The sequence below is a fragment of the Bacteroidales bacterium genome (assembly GCA_013314715.1).
Taxonomy (GTDB): Bacteria; Bacteroidota; Bacteroidia; order Bacteroidales; family GWA2-32-17; genus Ch61.
In genome coordinates this window covers 43,565-64,193 of record JABUFC010000012.1, presented here as the reverse complement: position 1 = coordinate 64,193, position 20,629 = coordinate 43,565, and the positions used below count along the sequence as shown (strand labels likewise).

Here is a 20,629-nt window from a genome sequence, read left to right as displayed (position 1 = left end):
TTGCAAAGTTAAAGAAATATTACAAATTATCAAATGGACTTATAATTTTTTGTAAACTTTTTTGTTCTTTTACCTCTTTATGCAGCTCCGCCCTTTCACTTACAGTTTTGTAAGCTAAAAAGAGCTTTTATGCAATGCCTGACAAGCATTTTACTTTGTCGATGTTACAAATGTAAAACAAAGATTAACAAAAATCAAGTAATTGATAGAAAATGAGAACAAAAATTTAATTGATTTTATTCGTTTTTTTTAATTATATTTAATTAAAACCATATCTTATAGCTAATAACTAAAAATCATGTTTTACTTTCTTTTCTTATTCCTAAAATATTTGTTCAAATAGCATATTAAATCTCCTTTTATTGACGAGACTAAATTTAAAATAAAAAAATAATTACAGATGAAAATTTTCGTGTACATTTGTGATAAAAAAATACCATAAATGTTTTATTCACATAAAAAGCTATCTAAAACATTATTGCTTGCAAAATTCATATTTTCAAAAGCTCAGTGCGAGCATTTTTTACAATTAAGTTCATTTTTAAATTTAAAAAACATAAAATGGACTTTAATCCTATTTTGTTTTTTTGTCGTTATATTTTATTCGTGTTCGGATAATGCTCTTTATGAAAAAAACCAGAACATTCCTCATAAAACATGGGATCGAAAAAATATTTTACAATTTAAAGTAAATATAACCGACACATTAAACCCATATAAAATATTCATTAATATTCGAAACAATGGTCTTTATGCACGCCGCAATCTTTATATGTTCATTACCGTTATTTCGCCTAAAGGTAATGAGTTAAGAGATACCGTTAATTGTATTCTTGCCGACGAAAAAGGAAAATGGTATGGCAAAAGCAATTTAGGCGATTTATATTTTAACAAATTTCTGTATAAATCGAATGTACTTTTCCCTTATAGCGGTACTTACACATTTAAACTAGAACAAGCCATGCGAACCGAAAAATTAGAACATATCGAAGATGTTGGTATTCGTATAGAACCTTTAAAATAGAAGGCATGAGTAGAAATAAAACCGCTCGATTTGCTGAAATGCGTCATTTTAGTAATGTTTTTCAACCTCCCATTGCCAAAGAAGATGCTTTTGAATTTAAAGGTCAGTGGAATCAACGTGTATTTAATAATCAACACCCTATTATACTCGAATTAGGTTGTGGCAAGGGCGAATATACCATTGGCTTAAGTTCTGCCTTCCCACATAATAATTACATCGGTGTTGATATTAAGGGTGCACGCATGTATGTGGGTGCCAAATATGCATTACAGCATAATTTAACAAATGTAGCTTTTTTAAGAACCAGAATTGAACTCATCGAAAATTTTTTTAATAAAGAAGAAATCGACCAAATATGGATTACTTTCCCTGATCCACAACCCAAAAAAAAATGGACCAAAAAACGCTTAACTTCCTCGTATTATCAAAATAAATATTTTAATATATTAAAACAGAATGCCGTTTTGCATTTAAAAACCGATTCTTTATTTTTATATCAATATACCTTTCAATTACTTATAAAAAATAATGTAACCATTTTAGCCCATTCCGATAATGTTTATCATACACCATGGCTCAACCATTTACCGCCTATTACAACTTATTATGAGTCGCTATTTTTGCAACAGGGTAAAAACATTACCTATATACAATGGTCAAAACCCCAAAAAGAATTAGTTGAACTATCCGATGAAGAATTCGATCAAATTGAAGAACAATATCTCCGACCCTCTATTCAGAAATGAATCTTTTTTCGAAAGGGTTTACGAAATTGTACGACTTATACCCTACGGAAGAGTAACCACTTATGGCGCAATTGCTAAGTTTTTGGGAAGTAAGTCGTCGGCACGCATGGTGGGTTGGGCTATGAATCAATCGCATGGCATACACCCACCCGTACCTGCCCATAGAGTTGTAAACCGAAAAGGTTTACTAACGGGTAAAGCACATTTTTCTACACCTGACGAAATGGAACAAAAATTACTTGCCGAAGGGATTCCAATTGAAAACAACCAAATAAAAGATTTTTTAACATATTTTTGGGACCCCAATACAGAATTAGTCTAAATAATATTTTGTACTTTTGCAAAAAAAACATTTATGCATGACGAAATTAAAGAATGGTTGAAAGCCATTATTCATCCTGAACTAAAGCAAAACATTGTCGACGCTGGCATTGTATCCGAAATAGAAATAAAAAACGACCAAATTCAAATTGTTTTACTTTATAAAAAACCAGTCGATCCGTTTGCAAACACCATTAAACGTAATGTTGAAGAATTACTAAAAATAAAACTAAGCAATAGCCAACAAATAAAAGTCGAAAACCAATTTCCAGAAATTAAAGTTAAACAATATAATGGACTAAACGGAGTAAAAAACATTGTAGCTATAGCGTCAGGAAAAGGCGGCGTTGGTAAATCGACCGTAACAGCCAATTTAGCCGTAGCATTAGCTATGAATGGCTATAAAGTTGGTTTGCTCGATGGCGACGTTTATGGACCCTCTATGCCTAAAATGTTCGGTTTAGAAAACGATAAGCCCGAAGTATCGGTAGTTGATGGTAAAGAACTTATTAAACCTCTAGAAAAATATGGCGTTAAGGTGTTAAGTATCGGTTTTTTTGTAGACCCTAACCAAGCACTTATTTGGCGTGGCGCAATGGCAACCAGTGCTCTTAAGCAATTGATCGAACAAACCGAATGGGGTGAACTCGATGTATTATTAATTGACATGCCACCAGGAACGGGTGATATACATCTTACACTCGTTCAAACCGTTGCTGTTACAGGAGTTGCTATTGTTACAACTCCTCAAGAGGTAGCCATTGCCGATGTCATCAAAGGTATCAGCATGTTTCGCAATCCATCAATCAACGTTCCCGTATTAGGTATCATCGAAAATATGTCATGGTTTACTCCTGCCGAATTGCCTAATAACAAGTATTATATATTCGGTAAGGGAGGAGGCGAGCGCATGGCTCAACAATTTAACGTCCCCCTGTTAGGACAAATTCCGCTAGTACAAAGTATTTGTGAATCGGGCGATCACGGCAAACCAGTTGTTAATGCACATAGCCCCGAAGGCGAAGCATTCAGAATACTATGCAATAATTTATTAAAATCGCTCGAAGAACGTAATAAACAAGAACCAACCAAAAAAGTAGAAATTAAATATAAATAAAATTATTATGAACAAACAAGAAATTGATATTAAAGTAGCTGAAATAATTGAACAACTTCGACCCTACCTCCAAGACGATGGTGGCGACATCGAATTGATTGAAGTAACCGATGACTTAACTGTTAAAGTACGCCTGCAAGGAGCATGTGGTGCATGTCCTTATAGTTTAATGACCTTAAAAAACGGCGTCGAAGAAGCAATACGTCGCGAAATACCCGAAATTAAAGAAGTGGTTAACGGTTAATTTTTGTATTATTTTTTAATAAAATTAAAACTTTTGGTTGCTTAATTAGTTAAGCAGCTAAATTTCAGTATGGGAAGTATTAAAATCTCTTACTTGTTTTATTTTTATTACTAAAATTAAACTTCTACTTTCAAAACCCAACCAAACCATATTGAATAGCAAAAAAATATAAAATATTGAAAAATATCAGTTATTGAATTAAAATATGTTTTAACTTTGTGTCCCTTTTAATTAATTTAGTAATGGAAGATATATTTTCAAAAATTAATGCTTTAGCCGAAAAATATAGAGATTATACGGCTAACAATCTTTCAAAGCTGGTAAAGATAAAATCGACCAGTATGCAAGAAAAAGAAGTTCAGCTCGAGCTAAAACGCCAAATGGAAGAAGCAGGCTTCGACGAAGTACGAATCGATGGACTTGGCAATGTAATAGGACGCATTGGAAATGGTAAAAGAAAACTTGTTATCGATGGGCATATGGATACCGTTGACGTTGGCAATATCGACAATTGGAATTTTGATCCTTTTTCGGGCGAAATAAAAGATGGCTATGTTCATGGACGTGGAAGTGTTGACCAAGAGGGAGGTCCAGCTGCTGCAGTAACTTCTGGTAAAATATTAAAAGAACTAGGTTTTGACAAAGATCTCACATTTTACGTTGTAGGTAGCGTTATGGAAGAAGATTGCGATGGCTTGTGCTGGAAATATTTAATCGAAGAAGAAAAACTTCGTCCCGATTTTGTTATTTCTACCGAACCTACTAACCTTAATATATATCGCGGACATCGTGGTAGAATGGAAATAGTAGTAAAATTTAAAGGTTTATCGTGCCATGGCAGTGCACCCGAACGCGGCAAAAATGCTATATATATGGCAGCAAAGGCTGCACTCGAAATAGAAAAACTTAATGAACGTTTGGCTTACGATCCGTTTTTAGGAAAAGGAACCGTTACTATTTCCGAAATTAAATCGGGAAGCCCTTCGCTTTGTGCGGTTGCCGATTATGCACAATTTCATCTCGATCGTCGTCTTACCTGGGGCGAAACCAAAGAAACAGCTGTAAAAGAAATCGAAGAAATTGTTAAAGACATGGACGCAACAGTCGAAGTATTATATTATGAAGAAACAGCATATACAGGCTTACGTTATGGAATGGAAAAATATTTCCCTACCTGGAAACTCGAAGAAAATCACCCATTAGTACAAGCTGGCATTAAAACATTCGAAAATTTATTTCATAAAAAACCACATGTCGATAAATGGACCTTCTCTACCAATGGTGTTACAATAAATGGAGTTTACGGTATTCCCGTTATTGGCTTCGGTCCTGGAAACGAAGTCTTAGCTCATGCACCTAACGAAAAAGTGCCTATTAGCGACTTAGTTGCAGCTTCTGCCTTTTATGCAGCTTTTGCTTATGTTATATAATTAAAAATATGGCTTATGAATACATTTGACAACTATTTAGAGCAAATAAAAAATTTAAAAACTCAACTCTACGGCAAAGATTTTCTTTTAACATGGGATAAAACCGAAGACGAGCTAAAGCAAACCTTGCTTGTTGCCGAAGCATTGAAATATTTAAGAGATCAAAATATTTCTACTAAAGTTTTTGATTCGGGCTTAGCCATATCCAATTTTCGCGACAATTCTACACGTACGCGATTTTCGTTTGCTTCTGCTTGCAACTTACTCGGTTTAGAAGTTCAAGATTTAGACGAAAGCAAATCGCAGATTGCTCACGGCGAAACCGTACGCGAAACGGCCAATATGATTTCGTTTTTAACCGATATTATTGGCATTCGCGACGACATGTTCTTAGGAGCAGGACATACCTACATGCTCGAAGTTGGCAAAGCATTAGACGATGGTTACGAAAATGGAGTACTCCCAACACGCCCTGGTATTATTAACTTACAATGCGATATCGACCATCCCACACAAAGCATGGCCGACTTATTACACCTAAAAAATGTTTACGGTTCACTCGAAAATCTTAAAGGGAAAAAATAGCCATGACATGGGCTTATTCACCAAGCTATGGCAAACCACTATCGGTTCCTCAAGGCATCATTGGCTTAATGACTCGCTTAGGAATGGAAGTAGAACTTGCTTATCCAGAAGGATACGATTTAATCCCCGAAGTAATAGAACTTGCAAAGAAAAATGCTGCCAATAGCGGTGGTAAGTTTACCATCACAAATAGCATGGACGAAGCCTTTAAAGATGCCGATATCGTTTATCCTAAGAGTTGGGCACCCTTTAGCATTATGCAACGCAGAACCGAATTACTCCAAAAAGGCGATAAAGAAGGCTTAAAAGAACTTGAAAAAGAAGCATTAGCCAACAATGCTAAATATAAAAATTGGGAATGCACCGAAGAAAAGATGAAGCTTACCAAACAAGGTAAAGCACTTTATATGCATTGTTTACCTGCCGACATTTCGGGTGTTTCGTGCAAAGAAGGCGAAGTTGCTGCTTCGGTATTCGAACGTTATCGTATTGCTACATATAAAGAAGCTGGCTTTAAACCTTACATTATTGCAGCTATGATTTTAAATAATAAATACCAAGACGCAGCCGCTATTCTTAAAAAACTATACGAACAAAAACGACCACGCTTTTTGTAATTCATAAATGAAAATTTGCCTGCTTGTTTTTGGGAAAACCGATAGTGCATACATCAACGAAGGCATTAACGAATTTTTTAAACGGACCTCGTATTTTTGCCCTATCGAAATAGAGGTTGTTCAAGAGCCTAAAAACCATGGAAAACTTGTACCTCAAGAACAAATACAAGCCGAAGCTCTTCTTTTTGAAAAAAAAATTGAACCCAACGATTTGGTGGTTTTATTAGACGAAAAAGGTAAAACTTACACTTCTATTAGTTTTGCCAATCAGCTTGAAACATGGTTAAATTCGGGTAAAAAACGACTGGTTTTTATTATTGGTGGTGCATATGGCATTCATCGTTCGCTTAAGCAAAAGTACACCTCTATTTCTTTGTCATCAATGACTTTTAACCATCAGTTGATACGACTCATTTTTGCCGAACAAATATATCGAGCCTTTACAATAATAAAAGGATTACCTTATCATAATGAATAAACAAAGTTTAAATTTGGCAAAATTCGTTTACATTTGCAAAGAAATTAATAGTTATGACTTTTGCTGAAATTGTAGGACAAACCTTTATAAAACAACGATTAACCTACATTGCTCGTCAGGAAAAAATTCCTCATGCACTTTTATTTACAGGTCCTGAAGGTGTAGGCAAGTTAGCTACTGCCATCGCTTTTGCTCAATATATTAACTGTCATAAGCCACATAATGATGATTCATGTAACACTTGTTCGTCTTGTCATAAATATAATCATCTTATTCATCCCGATTTACATTTTGTATTCCCTATTTACAAAGGGAATAAAACATCGGCTGTTTGCGACGATTTTATCAACGATTGGCGCGACTTTGTATTAACTCGCCCCTATTTTAAATCGTCAGATTGGTACCAAATTGTTGCTGAAGACAAAGGACAACCTATCATATATGCCGACGAATCGCTGGAAATTATAAATAAACTAAGTGTAAAAAATTACGAAGCTAAATACAAGGTAATTGTTATATACCAACCGGAGCGAATGCACACAGCTACCGCTAATAAAATACTTAAAGTACTCGAAGAGCCTCCTGCCTATACTGTTTTTATTCTGATATCGAGCAATCCTGAATTATTATTGCCTACTATTGTTTCGCGTTGTCAAATAGTTAAATTTCCATTACTCGATGATGTTAGTATAAGCCAATATTTAAAAGAAAAATATCCTCAACATAAAGAACACGAAATACATCAGGCTGTTATATTAGCTGGTGGCAGTTTACCACATGCCATTCAAGCTTTAGAAAACCAAAATGCTACACAAGAATTTTTTAATTGGTATGTACAAATTTTTCGTTTAGCTTTTGAAGTTGCCCGAAACAAACCCCGTCGCGACGAAATGATAAAATGGGCGAGTACATTAGCCGGTTTATCTAAAGAACAACAAAAAGATTTTATATTATATGCCCTTCGATTTACACGCGATCACTTTTTAAATCAAGCCTCCTTAAAATCGCTAACATTTTTAACGAAAGAAGAACAAGATTTTTCTGAAAAATTTGCTCGTTTTATTACTTTTCCTACCGCACAAGCATTGTATAAATATTTTAGCGATGCACTTTATCATTTAGAACGAAACGGAAATGCAAAAATAATTTTTACCGATTTAGCTTTTTTGTTAACACGACATTTTTAAAAAAGGTTACAAAAAATTATTCTACTTTTGCATATTATTTAATAAAAACGAGACTTTTTTTATATAAGAGTTAAAATACATGATAAAACCCAATGTTTTTAGTTGGATATTATGGCTTTTAAGTGGCATAGTATTATTATTTATTATTGCTCCCTTAGTTCAGGTATTTTTATCGATTCATTATTCTGATTATCATAAAATTATTTCAGATAATGAACTACATCAAAGTTTAGTTACTACGATTTTGATAGGTTTTATTACTTCCTTAATATTTTCGTTGTTGGCAATTCCTTTAGCATATGTGCTCGCTCGTAAGCAATTCCCATTAAAACGCCTTATAATAAGCATTATCGATATTCCTATTGTAATTCCTCATACGGCAGCCGGTATCGCATTATTAACTTTATTTAGCTCCAAAGGTTTTTTCCCATTAAATATCATTGATAAGCCAATAGGCATTGGTTTGGCTATGGCTTTTGTAAGCATTCCTTTTCTTATACAATCTGCCCGCGAAGGATTTATATCAGTTCCCGAAAAGCTCGAAAAAGCATCGTTATCGTTAGGCATAAACTATACTCAAACATTTTTTAAAATTTCGCTTCCATTAGCTTGGCAACATATTGTAAGTGGATTTATTATGATGTTTGCGCGTGGTATTAGCGAATTTGGCGCTATTATTATAATTGCTTATCGTCCTACTACATCGTCGGTTTTGTTGTTTGAACGATTCAATTCTTTTGGTTTATCGGCAGCCCAGCCTGTTGCCGCTACTATTATTGTAATTAGTCTTATTATATTTGTAATTCTTCGTTTATTGGCAAGCAAAAACTAATATGCTTAATATCAAAAACTTATATTATCAAATTGGAAATTTTAAATTAAACAATGTATGTCTTAATATAAATCATGGAGATTATTTTGTTTTATTGGGCGAATCGGGTAGCGGTAAGACCCTTCTCCTTGAAATAATTGCCGGTTTTAGAACCTATAAACAAGGTGAAATTTTTTTGAAAAACGAAAATTTACTCCATAAACCTGTTCATAAAAGAGGAATTGCTTATATCCCTAACGACGGAGCTTTATTCCCTCACTTAAATGTTAAAGAAAATTTATGGTATGCCATTAATAAACATACATATCCATTATTAAATAATATTATAGAGTCATTCGGACTAACACTATTATTAAACAAAAAGCCTGCAATGCTTTCTTCGGGAGAAAAGCAAAAAGTAGCTATTGCAAGAGCCTTACTTTCGGGCGCTTCTTTATTTTTATTTGACGAACCCCTTTCGAGTATAGATGTGCATGCAAGGTACGAAATTATGCTTATGTTACGACAACTAAATCAGCAAGGATATACGGTTTTGCATGTTACTCACGATTATTACGAAGCACTCACGCTTGCAACTCATGTGGCCGTATTGCATCAAGGTAAAATTATTCAAACAGGAAAGGTTAATGAGATTTTTAACCAACCGAATAATCTTTTTGTTGCCAAACTTTCAGGTATTAAAAATGTATTTAATGCCACATTAAGTTCAATTGAAAAAAAACAATATAAAATTAATTCTAACCTAACTATTGTTGTTAATTCTTTAGATTTACCCCAAAAAGCTATTTTAATAATACCGGCTAACGATATTGTACTTTCTATACAAAAAATAGAATCGAGCATGAAAAACTCTTTTTTAGGCATTGTAAAAGACATTATAAAAAGCCATGAGTCTATTGATGTGCTTATTGATATGGGTGTTTTGTTGCATGTATGCATCACCGAAATTTCACTTTCTACTATGGATTTAATACCTGGTAAAGAAGTTTGGATAAGCTTTAAAGCTTCGTCGGTAAAAGTATTACCATCGATATAACCATACCTCGTTTTTTTTATACAATAAAAAATTGTACTTTTGCTCAGTTATTAAGCTTAATATTTTGTGAAAGAACGTAACATTCAATTTCAGATTAAAGAATATACATCTGTAAATGAATTAGATTTAATTTATCAAAATTTAATTAAAGAGGCTGAAAATGCTGCTCATAAAGCATATGCTCCATATTCTTCGTTTTTTGTTGGAGCTGCCATTTTGTTAGATAACAATGAGGTGATTACGGGTAATAATCAGGAAAATGCTGCCTATCCTTCGGGATTATGTGCCGAGCGTGTTGCCTTATTCTATGCTAATGCACATTTTCCCAACCAAAAAGTAAAAGCCATTGCTATTACAGCCTTTGTCAACAATACGATAAAAGTTGACGAACCAGTACCTCCTTGTGGCAGCTGTCGTCAAGTAATTTTAGAAAGCCAATTAAGACAAAACGAACCTGTTACATTGATCTTAGCTGGAAAAAATAAAATACAACTAATCGAAGATGCTTCGTTGTTGTTACCTTTACATTTCGACAAAGAAATGCTTTTATAATTTTAAAAACTTCTTTATTTCTTCTAAATATTTTTCTTTATTAGCCAATAAATTGTTTTCACCATTACTATTTTTAACAGTATAAATGGTAGAAATCGCCGAACGTATTTTTGCAAGTTCTTTTATATCTTTAGGTGTATATATTTTATCATTTTCGCCAACAATAAACATTACTCCATTTAATTGTCCTCCCTTTGTTTCTAATGCATATTTAGGTTCTATTTCGTTCTTATTATAACCTAAAGGCAATAAAACGTCTTGTCCGCTGGCTTCTTTTATTCTTTGTTTAGCTAACTCTAATGTTGTATAAGGAGAATCGGCAATAACAGTTCCTAAATTGCGATTTGCAGCAACTGCAATAGAAAGTCCAGCTCCAATGCCAATGCCATATAAATGTATTTTAGGCAAACTAGTCCGTTCTTTTTTTAAATAATCGATGACTGCATTTAAATCTTTTTGAAATTGAGCATATATATAAAAGTTGGGTTTTATTTCAAAATCGCTACTAGCCCCATAGCCTCGATAGTCGTATGTTAAAACATGATATCCCAACGACAAAAAAATACTCACATGTTCCATTAAATCAGACATATTGCCATTACCATCATCGCTTAAAACCATTATTTTATACGAAGTTTGGCTTGCAGGAAAATACCAAGCATTAAGTTTTAAACCATCTGAAGTAGCAATTTTTAATTCCTCAAACGATAAACCAAAGTCCGAAGGTTTTACCGCATATTGCCGCAATGGATTTAAGGCAAAAATATTGCTAACTAATAGCAAGGATAAGCTTAAAAACAAAAATTTCATATAATTTATATTTAATAATTTTGAACAAAGTTAAGAATTATTCAAGTTGTTTGATATTTATCTTTGCCATATTTTTTTTAACAACTTATGAACAAAAAGGGTTATTTTTTAACATCTCCAAACCATTCATTAAATAATTTATTTAAATTTGCATTAAACCCCTAATACTCATAAAAAATGAGAGCATTATATATAACACTCATTTTAATTTTTTTTAATATTTTAGCTAAAGGAAACTTAACCATACCCGATTCTATTTCAATCAAATATAATCTTCTTAAAAGCGATTCAAACAAGGCAGAGTTTCTTATAAATAAAGCGTTTTCGTTACAAGGGAATTTTCCTAAACTTGCATTCGAATTGGCCGAAAAAGCATTGTTTTATTCAGAACAAGCCAATTATATTCAAGGAATGTGTAAGTCGTACAATATTCTTGGTTCAATAAAATGCAATATAGGCGAATATATTACTGCCATTGAATATCACGAAAAAGCATTTGAACGTGCTAAGTTTATTAACGATTATTGGTTGCTATCAGAAACTTATAATTACATGGGCAATGTAGCTTATGCACAAAAAAAGTACAGCAAAGCTATAGAATATTACAAAGAATCGTTAGAATACAGCGAAAAATCGAAATATAAAACACAATCTCTAAATAATTTATACAAATTAGGATTGATATACGAAACATTAGATAACCTAAATGACGCTTATCGTTGTTACAAACGTAGTTTACTTATCGAAGAAGAATTAAAAAATAAAGAAGGCATGTTTTATAGTTTAATGGGAATAGCCTCTGTTAGTATGAAAAAAGAAAATTATTATCAAGCTTTTATTTTATACAACAAAGCCAAAGATATAGCAAAAGAATTAAATATACTTTCGTATCAGTCGCTCGTATATTCGAAATTAGGTGATTTAGCTAAGGCACAAAAAAAATACGTAGAAGCCCTAAATAACTATATGATTGCATTAAAAATTGCCGATTCGCTAGAATATTATAAAGATAAACGCGATTGCTATTATAATTTAGCTTATACAAACGAAAAGTTACAATATTACAAAGAAGCCTATCAAAATCTTTATCGTTTTGTCGAAATTAACGATACACTTTATAATGCCGAAGTAAACGAACAAATAGCACGCATGCAAATGCGATTCGATTTAAAAGCAAAGGAAAAAGAAATTGAATTTTTCAAACAAAAAGAAGAGCAACGAACAAAAGAAAGAAATTTTATGATTGTAGGCTCAATTTTTTTATTCATTATTTTAGTATTATTATTTTTATTATACAGAAACAGACAAAAACACGCACAAAAACTTAAATACCAATACAACGAAATAAAAGAAAAACAAGACGAACTCAATACTGCTATTGAACAACTAAATCAATTAAATTTAGAATTAAAAAAGAGCAACGACCAAATTACCGATAGTTTATTATATGCATCAACCCTTCAACAATTATTATTGCCTTTTGAAAAACAATTTAAGTTTTATTTTCAAAACTCATTTGTTTTTAATCAGCCCAAACATCTTGTAAGTGGTGATTTTGCTTGGATTTATGAAACAAATAATTATTATTACTTTGCTGTTGCCGATTGCACAGGTCATGGACTGGCAGGAGCATTAATTAGTATCAAAGCCTTTAGTCTGCTAAATAATTATGTTAGCAATAATAATCAAGCATCAACAGGCGAAATTCTTTTGTGGTTAAACCAAAATTGGAGCCCCATACATAAGGCTCATAGCGAACAAGAAGACAGTTTAGAAATTTCGCTTTGCCGATTAAATAAACAAAGTTTTGAAATGCAATATTCAACAACGAATCATAAAATTGTAGTTATTCAGCATACAGGCGAAAGCAATATTCTAAACAATAATATGTTTTGCATTGGTGGAAATATTAACAACAACGAACCCATTTATTTCAATACCGACCAAATAACTTTACATAAAGACGATACCATTTATTTGTTTACAGATGGTTTTGCTGATCAATTTGGACATGGCAATCAAAAACTTATGTTTAATGCATTTTTAGAACAATTAAAATCGCTTTCAAAATATCCTATACAACAACAAGAAACTATATTAAAAAACTTTTTTATGGAATGGAAAGGCAAAAGACAACAAACCGACGATGTGTTGGTAATAGGACTTCGCATTTAAAACTATACCCCATCTTGCTCGTTAAAAAAGCTTAATATTTTTTTAATTAAAAACTTCGACTATCTCAAAGTAAAGTTTATAAAAGTTATTAATGCATTTGTATAAGCCATTTTTCTTAAAGCTTTTCAACATCGTAAGTTATTTTAAGAAAACACATAGCTTTTTTTAACTGAACATTTGGAATTGTTTAAAAGTTTTATTTTTTGTATCTTTGCAAAAATATTTTTTATTCGCTCTTTAAACATGGAAAAAGAAAAAATTCTATTTGTAACCCAAGAAATTATTCCTTATTTACCTGAAAACAAAATTTCGCACATTGGACGATATCTACCACAAGGCATGCAAGAACGAAATTGTGAAATTAGAACTTTTATGCCTCGTTTTGGTAATATCAACGAACGTCGTAATCAATTACACGAAGTCATTCGTCTTTCAGGGATGAATATGGTTATTAACAACACCGATCACCCGCTCATAATAAAAGTTGCATCCATTCAATCGGCACGCATGCAAGTTTATTTTATCGATAACGACGACTTTTTTAAACGCAAATTTACTCTTACCGACGATAAAGGACATTTATTCCCCGACAACGATGAACGTTGTATTTTTTATGCTCGCGGTGTATTAGAAACCGTAAAAAAACTTCGTTGGGCACCCGATGTTATCCATTGTCATGGATGGTTTAGTGCCCTTGTGCCTCTTTATGTAAAAAAAGCTTTTAAAGAAGATCCGATTTTCGACCATGCAAAAATTGTATTTAGTATATACAATCAATCTTTTGAAGGAACACTCAATAAAGATTTTATTAAAAAAGTTCCTATTGACGATATCACAACCAAAGACATTAAAATAATAGAAAATCCAACATATACAAACCTTATTAAATTGGCAATTCAATATTCCGATGCAGTTGTTATTGGAGACGAACATGTCAATACTGAAATAATCGAATACATAAACCAAAAACAACTTCCTTTTATTCATCATCCCAATGAAGAAAACTACGTTGAAGCATACAATGAATTTTATGACAGCCTTATCGAAAAAAAATACATCGAAGAATTTTAATCTACTAATTATATTGGTCATTTTTTCTTTCTTTGCTTGCCAAAAAGACCCATCCGATATAGGACTTAGCTTGCAAAACGAAGAAGAAATTATAAACGGCAACGTTATTGATACCATAACGATAAATGCTTTTACTATTAAAGAAGATTCATTATCGTCCGACGAACGAACGTATAGTTTATTAGGTTCTTATCTCGACCCCATATTTGGATATTCCGAAGCCTCATTTATTACACAAATGCGATTACCTTCGTCTAATGCAAGTTTTGGCACAAATCCAGTTGCCGATTCTATGGTTATATATCTCGATTATCGGAGTTATTATGGTGATACTACCATTGCCCAAACTTTTGATGTTTACGAAATAGAAAAAAGTATTTATCTCGATTCTACTTACTATTCTAATTTAAATATTCAAAATTTTATTCCTTCGCAAAAAATAATTGCCACAAAAAACTACTATCCTCATCCAAACGATAGTTGCTTGGCTATTCGTTTATCAGACACTTTTGCACAACAAATAATATCGGCAACTTCAACTCAACTTCAAAATAACGATAACTTTTTAACTTTTTTCAAAGGTTTTTTATTTAAACCGCACTCCAATTATAATCAAGCTGCTATTATTTATTTCAATTTATTAAGTACAAAATCAAAAGTAACATTATACTACCATAACGACACTGGCAACAATTTAAAATACGACTTTGTATTTAATAGTAGTTGTGCCCGTATCAATCTTTTTAATCACGATTATTCAACTTCTACAATACAAACAAGCATCAACGACAGTACCGGCAACGATTCGCTATTATACCTACAGGCCATGTCAGGTTTAAATGTTAAAATTAAGTTCCCATTTATTTCAAATTTTTATCAACAATCCTTACTTGCATTTGTTAGAGCAGAGCTAATAATACCCATTAAAACGGATGATGCAACCGCCTCTTTATTCAAAGTTCCACAAAAATTATTGCTTGTAATGTATAACAGCTCAGGCACATATGAATTTATACCAGATTATAGCGTTGGCAGCAGCTATTTTGGCGGAAATATTAACACCGAATATACAGAATATCGCTTTAACATTTCGCGGTATATACAACAATTAGCCTATAAAGAACGTGAAGATTACGGCATTGCACTATTTGTTGCCGATAATCGAATCAGTGCAAACCGTTTAGTTATAAAAGGACCCCAATGTTCTAATGGAATGCGTTTATCAATTACTTATTTAAAACCTTAAAAAATTATGTGTGGAATAGTAGGTTATATTGGACCTAAGCAAGCATTTCCAATATTAATAAATGGCTTAAAGCGTCTTGAATATCGTGGATACGATTCAGCTGGTATTGCTATTGTAAACCCCGACACAAAACAATTCAATGTATATAAATATAAAGGCAAAGTTGCCGATTTGCAACAAAATACTATTGGTAAAGATTTAGCCGGAAATATTGGTATTGGTCATACCCGTTGGGCAACTCACGGCGAACCAAACGATATCAATGCTCATCCCCATACTTCAATGAACAAAAAATTTATCATTATTCACAATGGTATTATCGAAAACTATGCACGTTTAAAAAAACGATTAGAAGATCGTGGTTACTCTTTTATTAGCGAAACAGATACAGAAGTTTTAGTTAACCTCATCGAATATATTTACATTAAAGGACAAGTTTCGGCTGAAATAGCCGTTCGATTGGCTTTAACTAAGGTTGAAGGAGCATTTGGAATACTGGTTCTTTGTACCGACGAACCTAATACTATTTTTGCCGCGCGTAAAGGAAGTCCATTAGTAGTTGGGATAGGAAATGGCGAATATTTCTTTGCTAGCGATGCTACACCCATAATAGAACATACCAATCGTGTTGTGTTTTTAAACGACAACGATGTAGCTATCGTTCAGCCCGATCAAATTACTTTTAAAACCATTATGAATGTTCCTATTACACCTACCATTCAAGAACTGGATATGGATATTGGCGAAATAGAAAAAGGTGGGTTTGAACATTTTATGTTAAAAGAAATTTTTGAACAACCCAAAGCTATTCAAGATACAATTCGCGGAAGAGTATCGCTCACCAATAAAGAAATTACATTAGGCGGTTTATACAACGTAATGGATAAACTTATCCATGCGAAACGAATACTTATTATTGGCTGCGGCACATCGTGGCATGCCGGACTGGTAGGCGAATACCTACTCGAAGACTTAGCACGCATTCCTGTAGAAGTTGAGTATGCGTCTGAGTTTCGCTATCGAAACCCTGTAATATTCCCCGACGATATCGTTATTGCTATTAGTCAAAGTGGTGAAACTGCCGATACACTTGCTGCTATTAAATTAGCTAAACAACGAGGTGCAACTGTTATTGGAATTTGCAACGTAGTTGGCAGTAGCATTCCCCGCGAAACCGATGCTGGCGTATATACACATGCTGGTCCCGAAATAGGTGTTGCTAGTACCAAAGCCTTTACCGCTCAAGTAACTGTATTAACCGCCATGGCTGTTTTGCTTGGACATAAACGTCAAGCGATTTCAGACGAAGAATATCGTTATTATATCGAAGAAATTCATGCTATTCCTGCTAAAATTGAAAAAATTTTAGAACAACACGAAAAAATTAAAGAAATTGCCGAAAAATACTTTAATATCTCTAATAGTTTATATTTAGGAAGAGGTAACCTTTTCCCTGTAGCACTAGAGGGTGCACTTAAACTAAAAGAAATATCATATATCCATGCAGAAGGCTACCCAGCTGCCGAAATGAAACACGGTCCCATTGCTCTAATCGACGAACATATGCCGGTGGTTGTATTAGCTTCTAAAGATAAATCGTACGAAAAAATTGTATCCAATATTCAAGAAGTTAAAGCTCGTAAAGGAATTGTAATTGCTATTGTAACCGAGGGAGAAGAAACCATTACAAAATTTGCTAATCATACCATCGAAATTCCAGAAACTCCAGATATTTTAACTCCATTAACTTCTGTAATCCCGCTCCAGCTTCTATCATATTATATTGCTGTATTAAGAGGTTGTAATGTTGATCAACCTAGAAATCTTGCAAAATCTGTAACAGTAGAATAATGTATAAACTTAATTTTTAACTAATTTTGCAGCGTGAAAAAAATATCGATTTATAGTATTATCATTATTTCTACTTTAGTAGCTTTAGGATGTAGCAATTTCCAAAAACTACTCAAAAGCACCGATTATAATTTAGTGTATAACGAAGCTGTAAAATATTACGAAAAAAAAGATTATTTTAGAGCCCAAAGCCTATTTGAAAATCTCGAAAACATTTTTAAAGCTTCTGATAAAGCCGATAAAATATTGTATTATCTAGGATATTGCTACTATAACCAACGCGATTATATAATGGCCTCGTACTATTTTAAAAATGTTGGTAATCGCTATCCATTAAGCCCACTTCGCGAAGAAAGCGATTTTATGGCGGCTTACTGTTCTTACCTCGACGCCCCCGATTATAGCCTCGACCAAACTTATACATATCAAGCTATTGATCAAATGCAAGCATTTATAAATCGTTACCCCAAAAGCGATAAAATAAAACAATGTAACGAAATTATCGACAATTTACGAGCAAAACTCGAAAAAAAAGCTTTCGAAGCGGCTAAACTTTACTATAAAACGGGTTATTATCAATCGGCTATTATCGCTCTTAAAAATTCATTACAAGAATTTCCTGATAGTCGTTATCGCGAAGAAACATTATTTTTAATACTTAAATCAAGCTTTATATATGCTCAGAATAGCATCGAAGAAAAGAAAAAAGAACGTATGGCAGCAACCATAAATGAATATTATACCTTTACGTCTGAATATCCCAATTCAACTTTTTTAAATGAAGCCAAAAAAATATATAATCAAGCATCTGAAATAGTTAAAAACTAAAATATATGGAAAACAAAAAAAGTAACGCATCTTTAACAACTATTACTCGCGATGTAGATAAATTAGAAGAAGCTACGGGTAATCTTTATCAAACTATTATGATAATAGCTAAAAGAGCCAATCAAATTGCCGTTGAAATGAAAGAAGAGTTAAGCAAAAAGTTGGAAGAATTTAGCTCATATACCGAAAGCCTCGAAGAAATTTTCGAAAATCGCGAACAAATCGAAATTTCAAAATATTACGAGCGATTACCGAAACCCGTTGCCATTGCTTTACAAGAATTTATCGAAGGGAAATTATATTACAAAATTCCCGAACAGACAGAACGAATAAGTGGCGATTCTTCGCTCAAAGACGAATAAGGCTATGCGCCTAAAAGGCAAGCATATTATACTCGGTATTACAGGAAGTATAGCAGCATACAAGGCCGCTATGCTTGCTCGTTTGCTTATTAAAGAAGGAGCACAAGTAAAAATCGTAGTTACTCCATTAGCTAAAGAGTTTATTACACCTGTTACCTTAGCAACACTTTCGAAAAATACCGTTTTATGTGATTTTTTTCATCACGACGATGGAGCTTGGAATAGCCATATAGAACTTGGAATTTGGGCTGATTTAATGCTTATTGCCCCCGCCACTGCGAATACTATCGCTAAAATGGCTCATGGAATAGCCGATAATCTATTATTAACAACCTATTTGTCGGTTCGATGCCCAGTAATGGTAGCTCCTGCTATGGATACAGATATGTATATGCACATTGCCACTCAAACCAATATTAAACAATTGCAACAACGAGGTGTTTATTTTATAGAACCTCCTTCGGGAGAACTTGCAAGTGGTTTAACCGGAAAAGGCAGGATGGAAGAACCCGAAAAAATTGTTGAACATGTTGTATCGTTTTTTGCACTCACACAACGATTTTCAAATAAAAATGTGCTTATAACGGCAGGTCCAACATACGAATACATTGACCCTGTTCGTTTTATTGGCAATGCTTCGTCAGGAAAAATGGGTTATGCTATTGCACATGCATTTGCACAAGCAGGTGCCAAGGTTACCATTGTTAGTGGTCCTGTAAACGAACAAATACAACATCCCAATATCAACATCATTTCAGTTATTTCAGCCGACGAAATGCTAAATGAAGCCATACAAAATTTTAAAAAAGCAGATATCGCTATACTTGCAGCAGCTGTTGCCGATTTTAAGCCTTTAAAAAAAGAAAATATAAAAATAAAACAAAAAGATAAAAACCTTATTATAGAACTTACACCAACTCCCGATATAGCAGCTACATTAGGCAAAATGAAGAAAAAAAAGCAAATTATTATTGGTTTTGCTCTCGAAACAAATGAACCACAAAAAAATGCATATGAAAAATTAACTAAAAAAAATCTTGATGCCATTATTTTAAACACCATTTCAAATAAGCTAAACCCCATTGCAAACGATGTAAATCAAATTACTATTCTCAATAAGCAAAATAAAAGTATAAAATATCCGTTAAAAACAAAAAAAGAATTAGCTCTAGATATTGTTAGATATACCGAAACCTTATTAAATGAATAAATTTACTGCTTTAATAATTGGCTTTATATTTTTAAATGCTTGTTATGCACAAGAATTAAATTGTCGTATTCAGGTATTTTCTCAACAAATACAAACATCTAATAAACACATTTTTGAATCGATGCAAAAGGATCTTTACGAGTTTATGAATAACCGTAAATGGACCGACCACGTATATACTTATGACGAAAAAATTGAATGTACCATTCTGATTAACCTTACCGAACAAATTTCGGCCGATCAATATAAAGGTACGATGCAAATTCAATCGATTCGCCCTATTTTTAATTCAAATTATAACTCAGTAATGCTCAACTTAAAAGATAATGATATTCAATTTAATTATCAAGAATTTCAAGCCTTAGAATTTAACGAAAATACTTTTGGCTCCAATTTAGTATCATTACTCGCCTACTATGCATACATTATTATTGGGTTCGATTATGATTCGTATTCATTAATGGGTGGTACTCCTTATTTTCAAAAAGCTGAAAAAATTGTACAAAATGCTCAAAACGCCCAAGAAAAAGGATGGAAATCGTACGAAAGTCAAAAAAATCGCTATTGGCTAGTAGAAAATTTACTTAATTCTAAATATGCTCCTATTCGCGAATTTAATTATAAATATCACCGACTTGGCCTCGATATTATGGCTGAGAAACAAGCTGAGGGAAGAGCACAAATAGCCGATGCATTAACGCTAATTCAAAAAGTATATCGCGATAAACCTAGTCCTTTCATGATGCTTTTGCAAATTTTGTTTGATGCTAAGTCGGATGAATTTGTACAAGTTTTCTCCGAATCATTCCCCGACGAAAAAGCACGTATAGCCAATCTTTTAAAAGAGGTCGACCCAACCAATGCCAATAAGTATCAACGAATATTAAACGAAAACAAACAATAACCC

Annotated in this window: 20 protein-coding genes and 1 pseudogene; 20 read left to right on the top strand and 1 reads right to left on the bottom strand. The window is 33.0% G+C overall.

Annotation, left to right across the window (positions count from 1 at the left end):
• Window positions 1-442 precede the first annotated feature (442 nt).
• The 12 genes and pseudogenes from HPY79_04385 to HPY79_04330 all read left to right on the top strand — a co-directional run bounded on the left by HPY79_04385 (window position 443) and on the right by HPY79_04330 (window position 10,169).
• Entirely contained in the window at window positions 443-1,024 is a 582-nt protein-coding gene (locus HPY79_04385; GenBank protein NSW45033.1) for a gliding motility lipoprotein GldH, read from the top strand.
• 5 nt (window positions 1,025-1,029) lie between these two features.
• Window positions 1,030-1,770 (top strand): tRNA (guanosine(46)-N7)-methyltransferase TrmB, encoded by a 741-nt coding sequence (trmB, locus tag HPY79_04380; GenBank protein ID NSW45032.1) that lies wholly within the window; start codon window positions 1,030-1,032, stop codon window positions 1,768-1,770.
• Window positions 1,715-2,092 carry an MGMT family protein gene (locus HPY79_04375; protein ID NSW45031.1) on the top strand — a complete coding sequence of 126 codons (378 nt, stop codon included), beginning with the start codon at window positions 1,715-1,717 and terminating at the stop codon, window positions 2,090-2,092. Before trmB ends, HPY79_04375 begins: the two co-directional genes overlap by 56 nt.
• A 33-nt stretch (window positions 2,093-2,125) precedes the next feature.
• A complete protein-coding gene (locus tag HPY79_04370; GenBank protein ID NSW45030.1) occupies window positions 2,126-3,208 on the top strand; it encodes an Mrp/NBP35 family ATP-binding protein in 1,083 nt (360 codons plus the stop codon).
• Window positions 3,209-3,230: 22 nt separating this feature from the next.
• Window positions 3,231-3,452: a NifU family protein gene (locus HPY79_04365; protein NSW45029.1), complete on the top strand. Its 222-nt coding sequence runs from the start codon at window positions 3,231-3,233 to the stop codon at window positions 3,450-3,452.
• Window positions 3,453-3,694: 242 nt separating this feature from the next.
• Entirely contained in the window at window positions 3,695-4,882 is a 1,188-nt protein-coding gene (locus HPY79_04360; protein NSW45028.1) for a YgeY family selenium metabolism-linked hydrolase, read from the top strand.
• A gap of 15 nt (window positions 4,883-4,897) precedes the next feature.
• Window positions 4,898-6,084, top strand: a pseudogene (gene ygeW / locus HPY79_04355) (knotted carbamoyltransferase YgeW).
• A 7-nt stretch (window positions 6,085-6,091) separates the two neighbouring features.
• The gene (locus HPY79_04350) at window positions 6,092-6,562 is read left to right on the top strand and encodes a 23S rRNA (pseudouridine(1915)-N(3))-methyltransferase RlmH (GenBank protein ID NSW45027.1); all 471 of its coding nucleotides are present in this window, start codon (window positions 6,092-6,094) and stop codon (window positions 6,560-6,562) included.
• Between the two features lie 53 nt (window positions 6,563-6,615).
• Window positions 6,616-7,749: a DNA polymerase III subunit delta' gene (holB, locus tag HPY79_04345; GenBank protein NSW45026.1), complete on the top strand. Its 1,134-nt coding sequence runs from the start codon at window positions 6,616-6,618 to the stop codon at window positions 7,747-7,749.
• A 79-nt stretch (window positions 7,750-7,828) separates the two neighbouring features.
• Entirely contained in the window at window positions 7,829-8,581 is a 753-nt protein-coding gene (locus HPY79_04340; GenBank protein ID NSW45025.1) for an ABC transporter permease, read from the top strand.
• 1 nt (window position 8,582) lies between these two features.
• Window positions 8,583-9,617, top strand: a complete 1,035-nt coding sequence (locus tag HPY79_04335; protein ID NSW45024.1) for an ABC transporter ATP-binding protein — start codon at window positions 8,583-8,585, stop codon at window positions 9,615-9,617.
• Window positions 9,618-9,683: 66 nt separating this feature from the next.
• Entirely contained in the window at window positions 9,684-10,169 is a 486-nt protein-coding gene (locus HPY79_04330; GenBank protein ID NSW45023.1) for a cytidine deaminase, read from the top strand.
• On the opposite strand, the gene HPY79_04325 is transcribed toward HPY79_04330, so the two are convergent.
• Window positions 10,164-10,979, bottom strand: coding sequence for an alpha/beta hydrolase (locus HPY79_04325; GenBank protein ID NSW45022.1), 816 nt, complete (start codon window positions 10,977-10,979; stop codon window positions 10,164-10,166). The genes HPY79_04330 and HPY79_04325 overlap by 6 nt on opposite strands.
• A gap of 177 nt (window positions 10,980-11,156) precedes the next feature.
• On the opposite strand from HPY79_04325, the gene HPY79_04320 reads away from it, so the two are divergent.
• From HPY79_04320 to HPY79_04285, 8 genes are all read left to right on the top strand, one after another.
• Window positions 11,157-13,154: a tetratricopeptide repeat protein gene (locus tag HPY79_04320; protein ID NSW45021.1), complete on the top strand. Its 1,998-nt coding sequence runs from the start codon at window positions 11,157-11,159 to the stop codon at window positions 13,152-13,154.
• Between the two features lie 243 nt (window positions 13,155-13,397).
• Window positions 13,398-14,225, top strand: a complete 828-nt coding sequence (locus tag HPY79_04315) for a glycogen/starch synthase (GenBank protein NSW45020.1) — start codon at window positions 13,398-13,400, stop codon at window positions 14,223-14,225.
• Window positions 14,185-15,471 (top strand): DUF4270 domain-containing protein, encoded by a 1,287-nt coding sequence (locus HPY79_04310; protein ID NSW45019.1) that lies wholly within the window; start codon window positions 14,185-14,187, stop codon window positions 15,469-15,471. The genes HPY79_04315 and HPY79_04310 overlap by 41 nt, the downstream gene beginning before the upstream one ends.
• A gap of 6 nt (window positions 15,472-15,477) precedes the next feature.
• A complete protein-coding gene (glmS, locus tag HPY79_04305) occupies window positions 15,478-17,322 on the top strand; it encodes a glutamine--fructose-6-phosphate transaminase (isomerizing) (protein ID NSW45018.1) in 1,845 nt (614 codons plus the stop codon).
• 33 nt (window positions 17,323-17,355) lie between these two features.
• Window positions 17,356-18,150, top strand: a complete 795-nt coding sequence (gene bamD / locus HPY79_04300) for an outer membrane protein assembly factor BamD (protein NSW45017.1) — start codon at window positions 17,356-17,358, stop codon at window positions 18,148-18,150.
• 5 nt (window positions 18,151-18,155) lie between these two features.
• Window positions 18,156-18,512 carry a DNA-directed RNA polymerase subunit omega gene (locus HPY79_04295; protein NSW45016.1) on the top strand — a complete coding sequence of 119 codons (357 nt, stop codon included), beginning with the start codon at window positions 18,156-18,158 and terminating at the stop codon, window positions 18,510-18,512.
• Window positions 18,513-18,516: 4 nt separating this feature from the next.
• On the top strand, window positions 18,517-19,722 hold the full coding sequence (gene coaBC / locus HPY79_04290) for a bifunctional phosphopantothenoylcysteine decarboxylase/phosphopantothenate--cysteine ligase CoaBC (protein ID NSW45015.1): 1,206 nt from the start codon (window positions 18,517-18,519) through the stop codon (window positions 19,720-19,722).
• Complete coding sequence (locus tag HPY79_04285) at window positions 19,715-20,626, top strand: DUF4835 family protein (GenBank protein ID NSW45014.1); 912 nt, start codon at window positions 19,715-19,717, stop codon at window positions 20,624-20,626. The genes coaBC and HPY79_04285 overlap by 8 nt, the downstream gene beginning before the upstream one ends.
• Window positions 20,627-20,629: the final 3 nt, after the last annotated feature.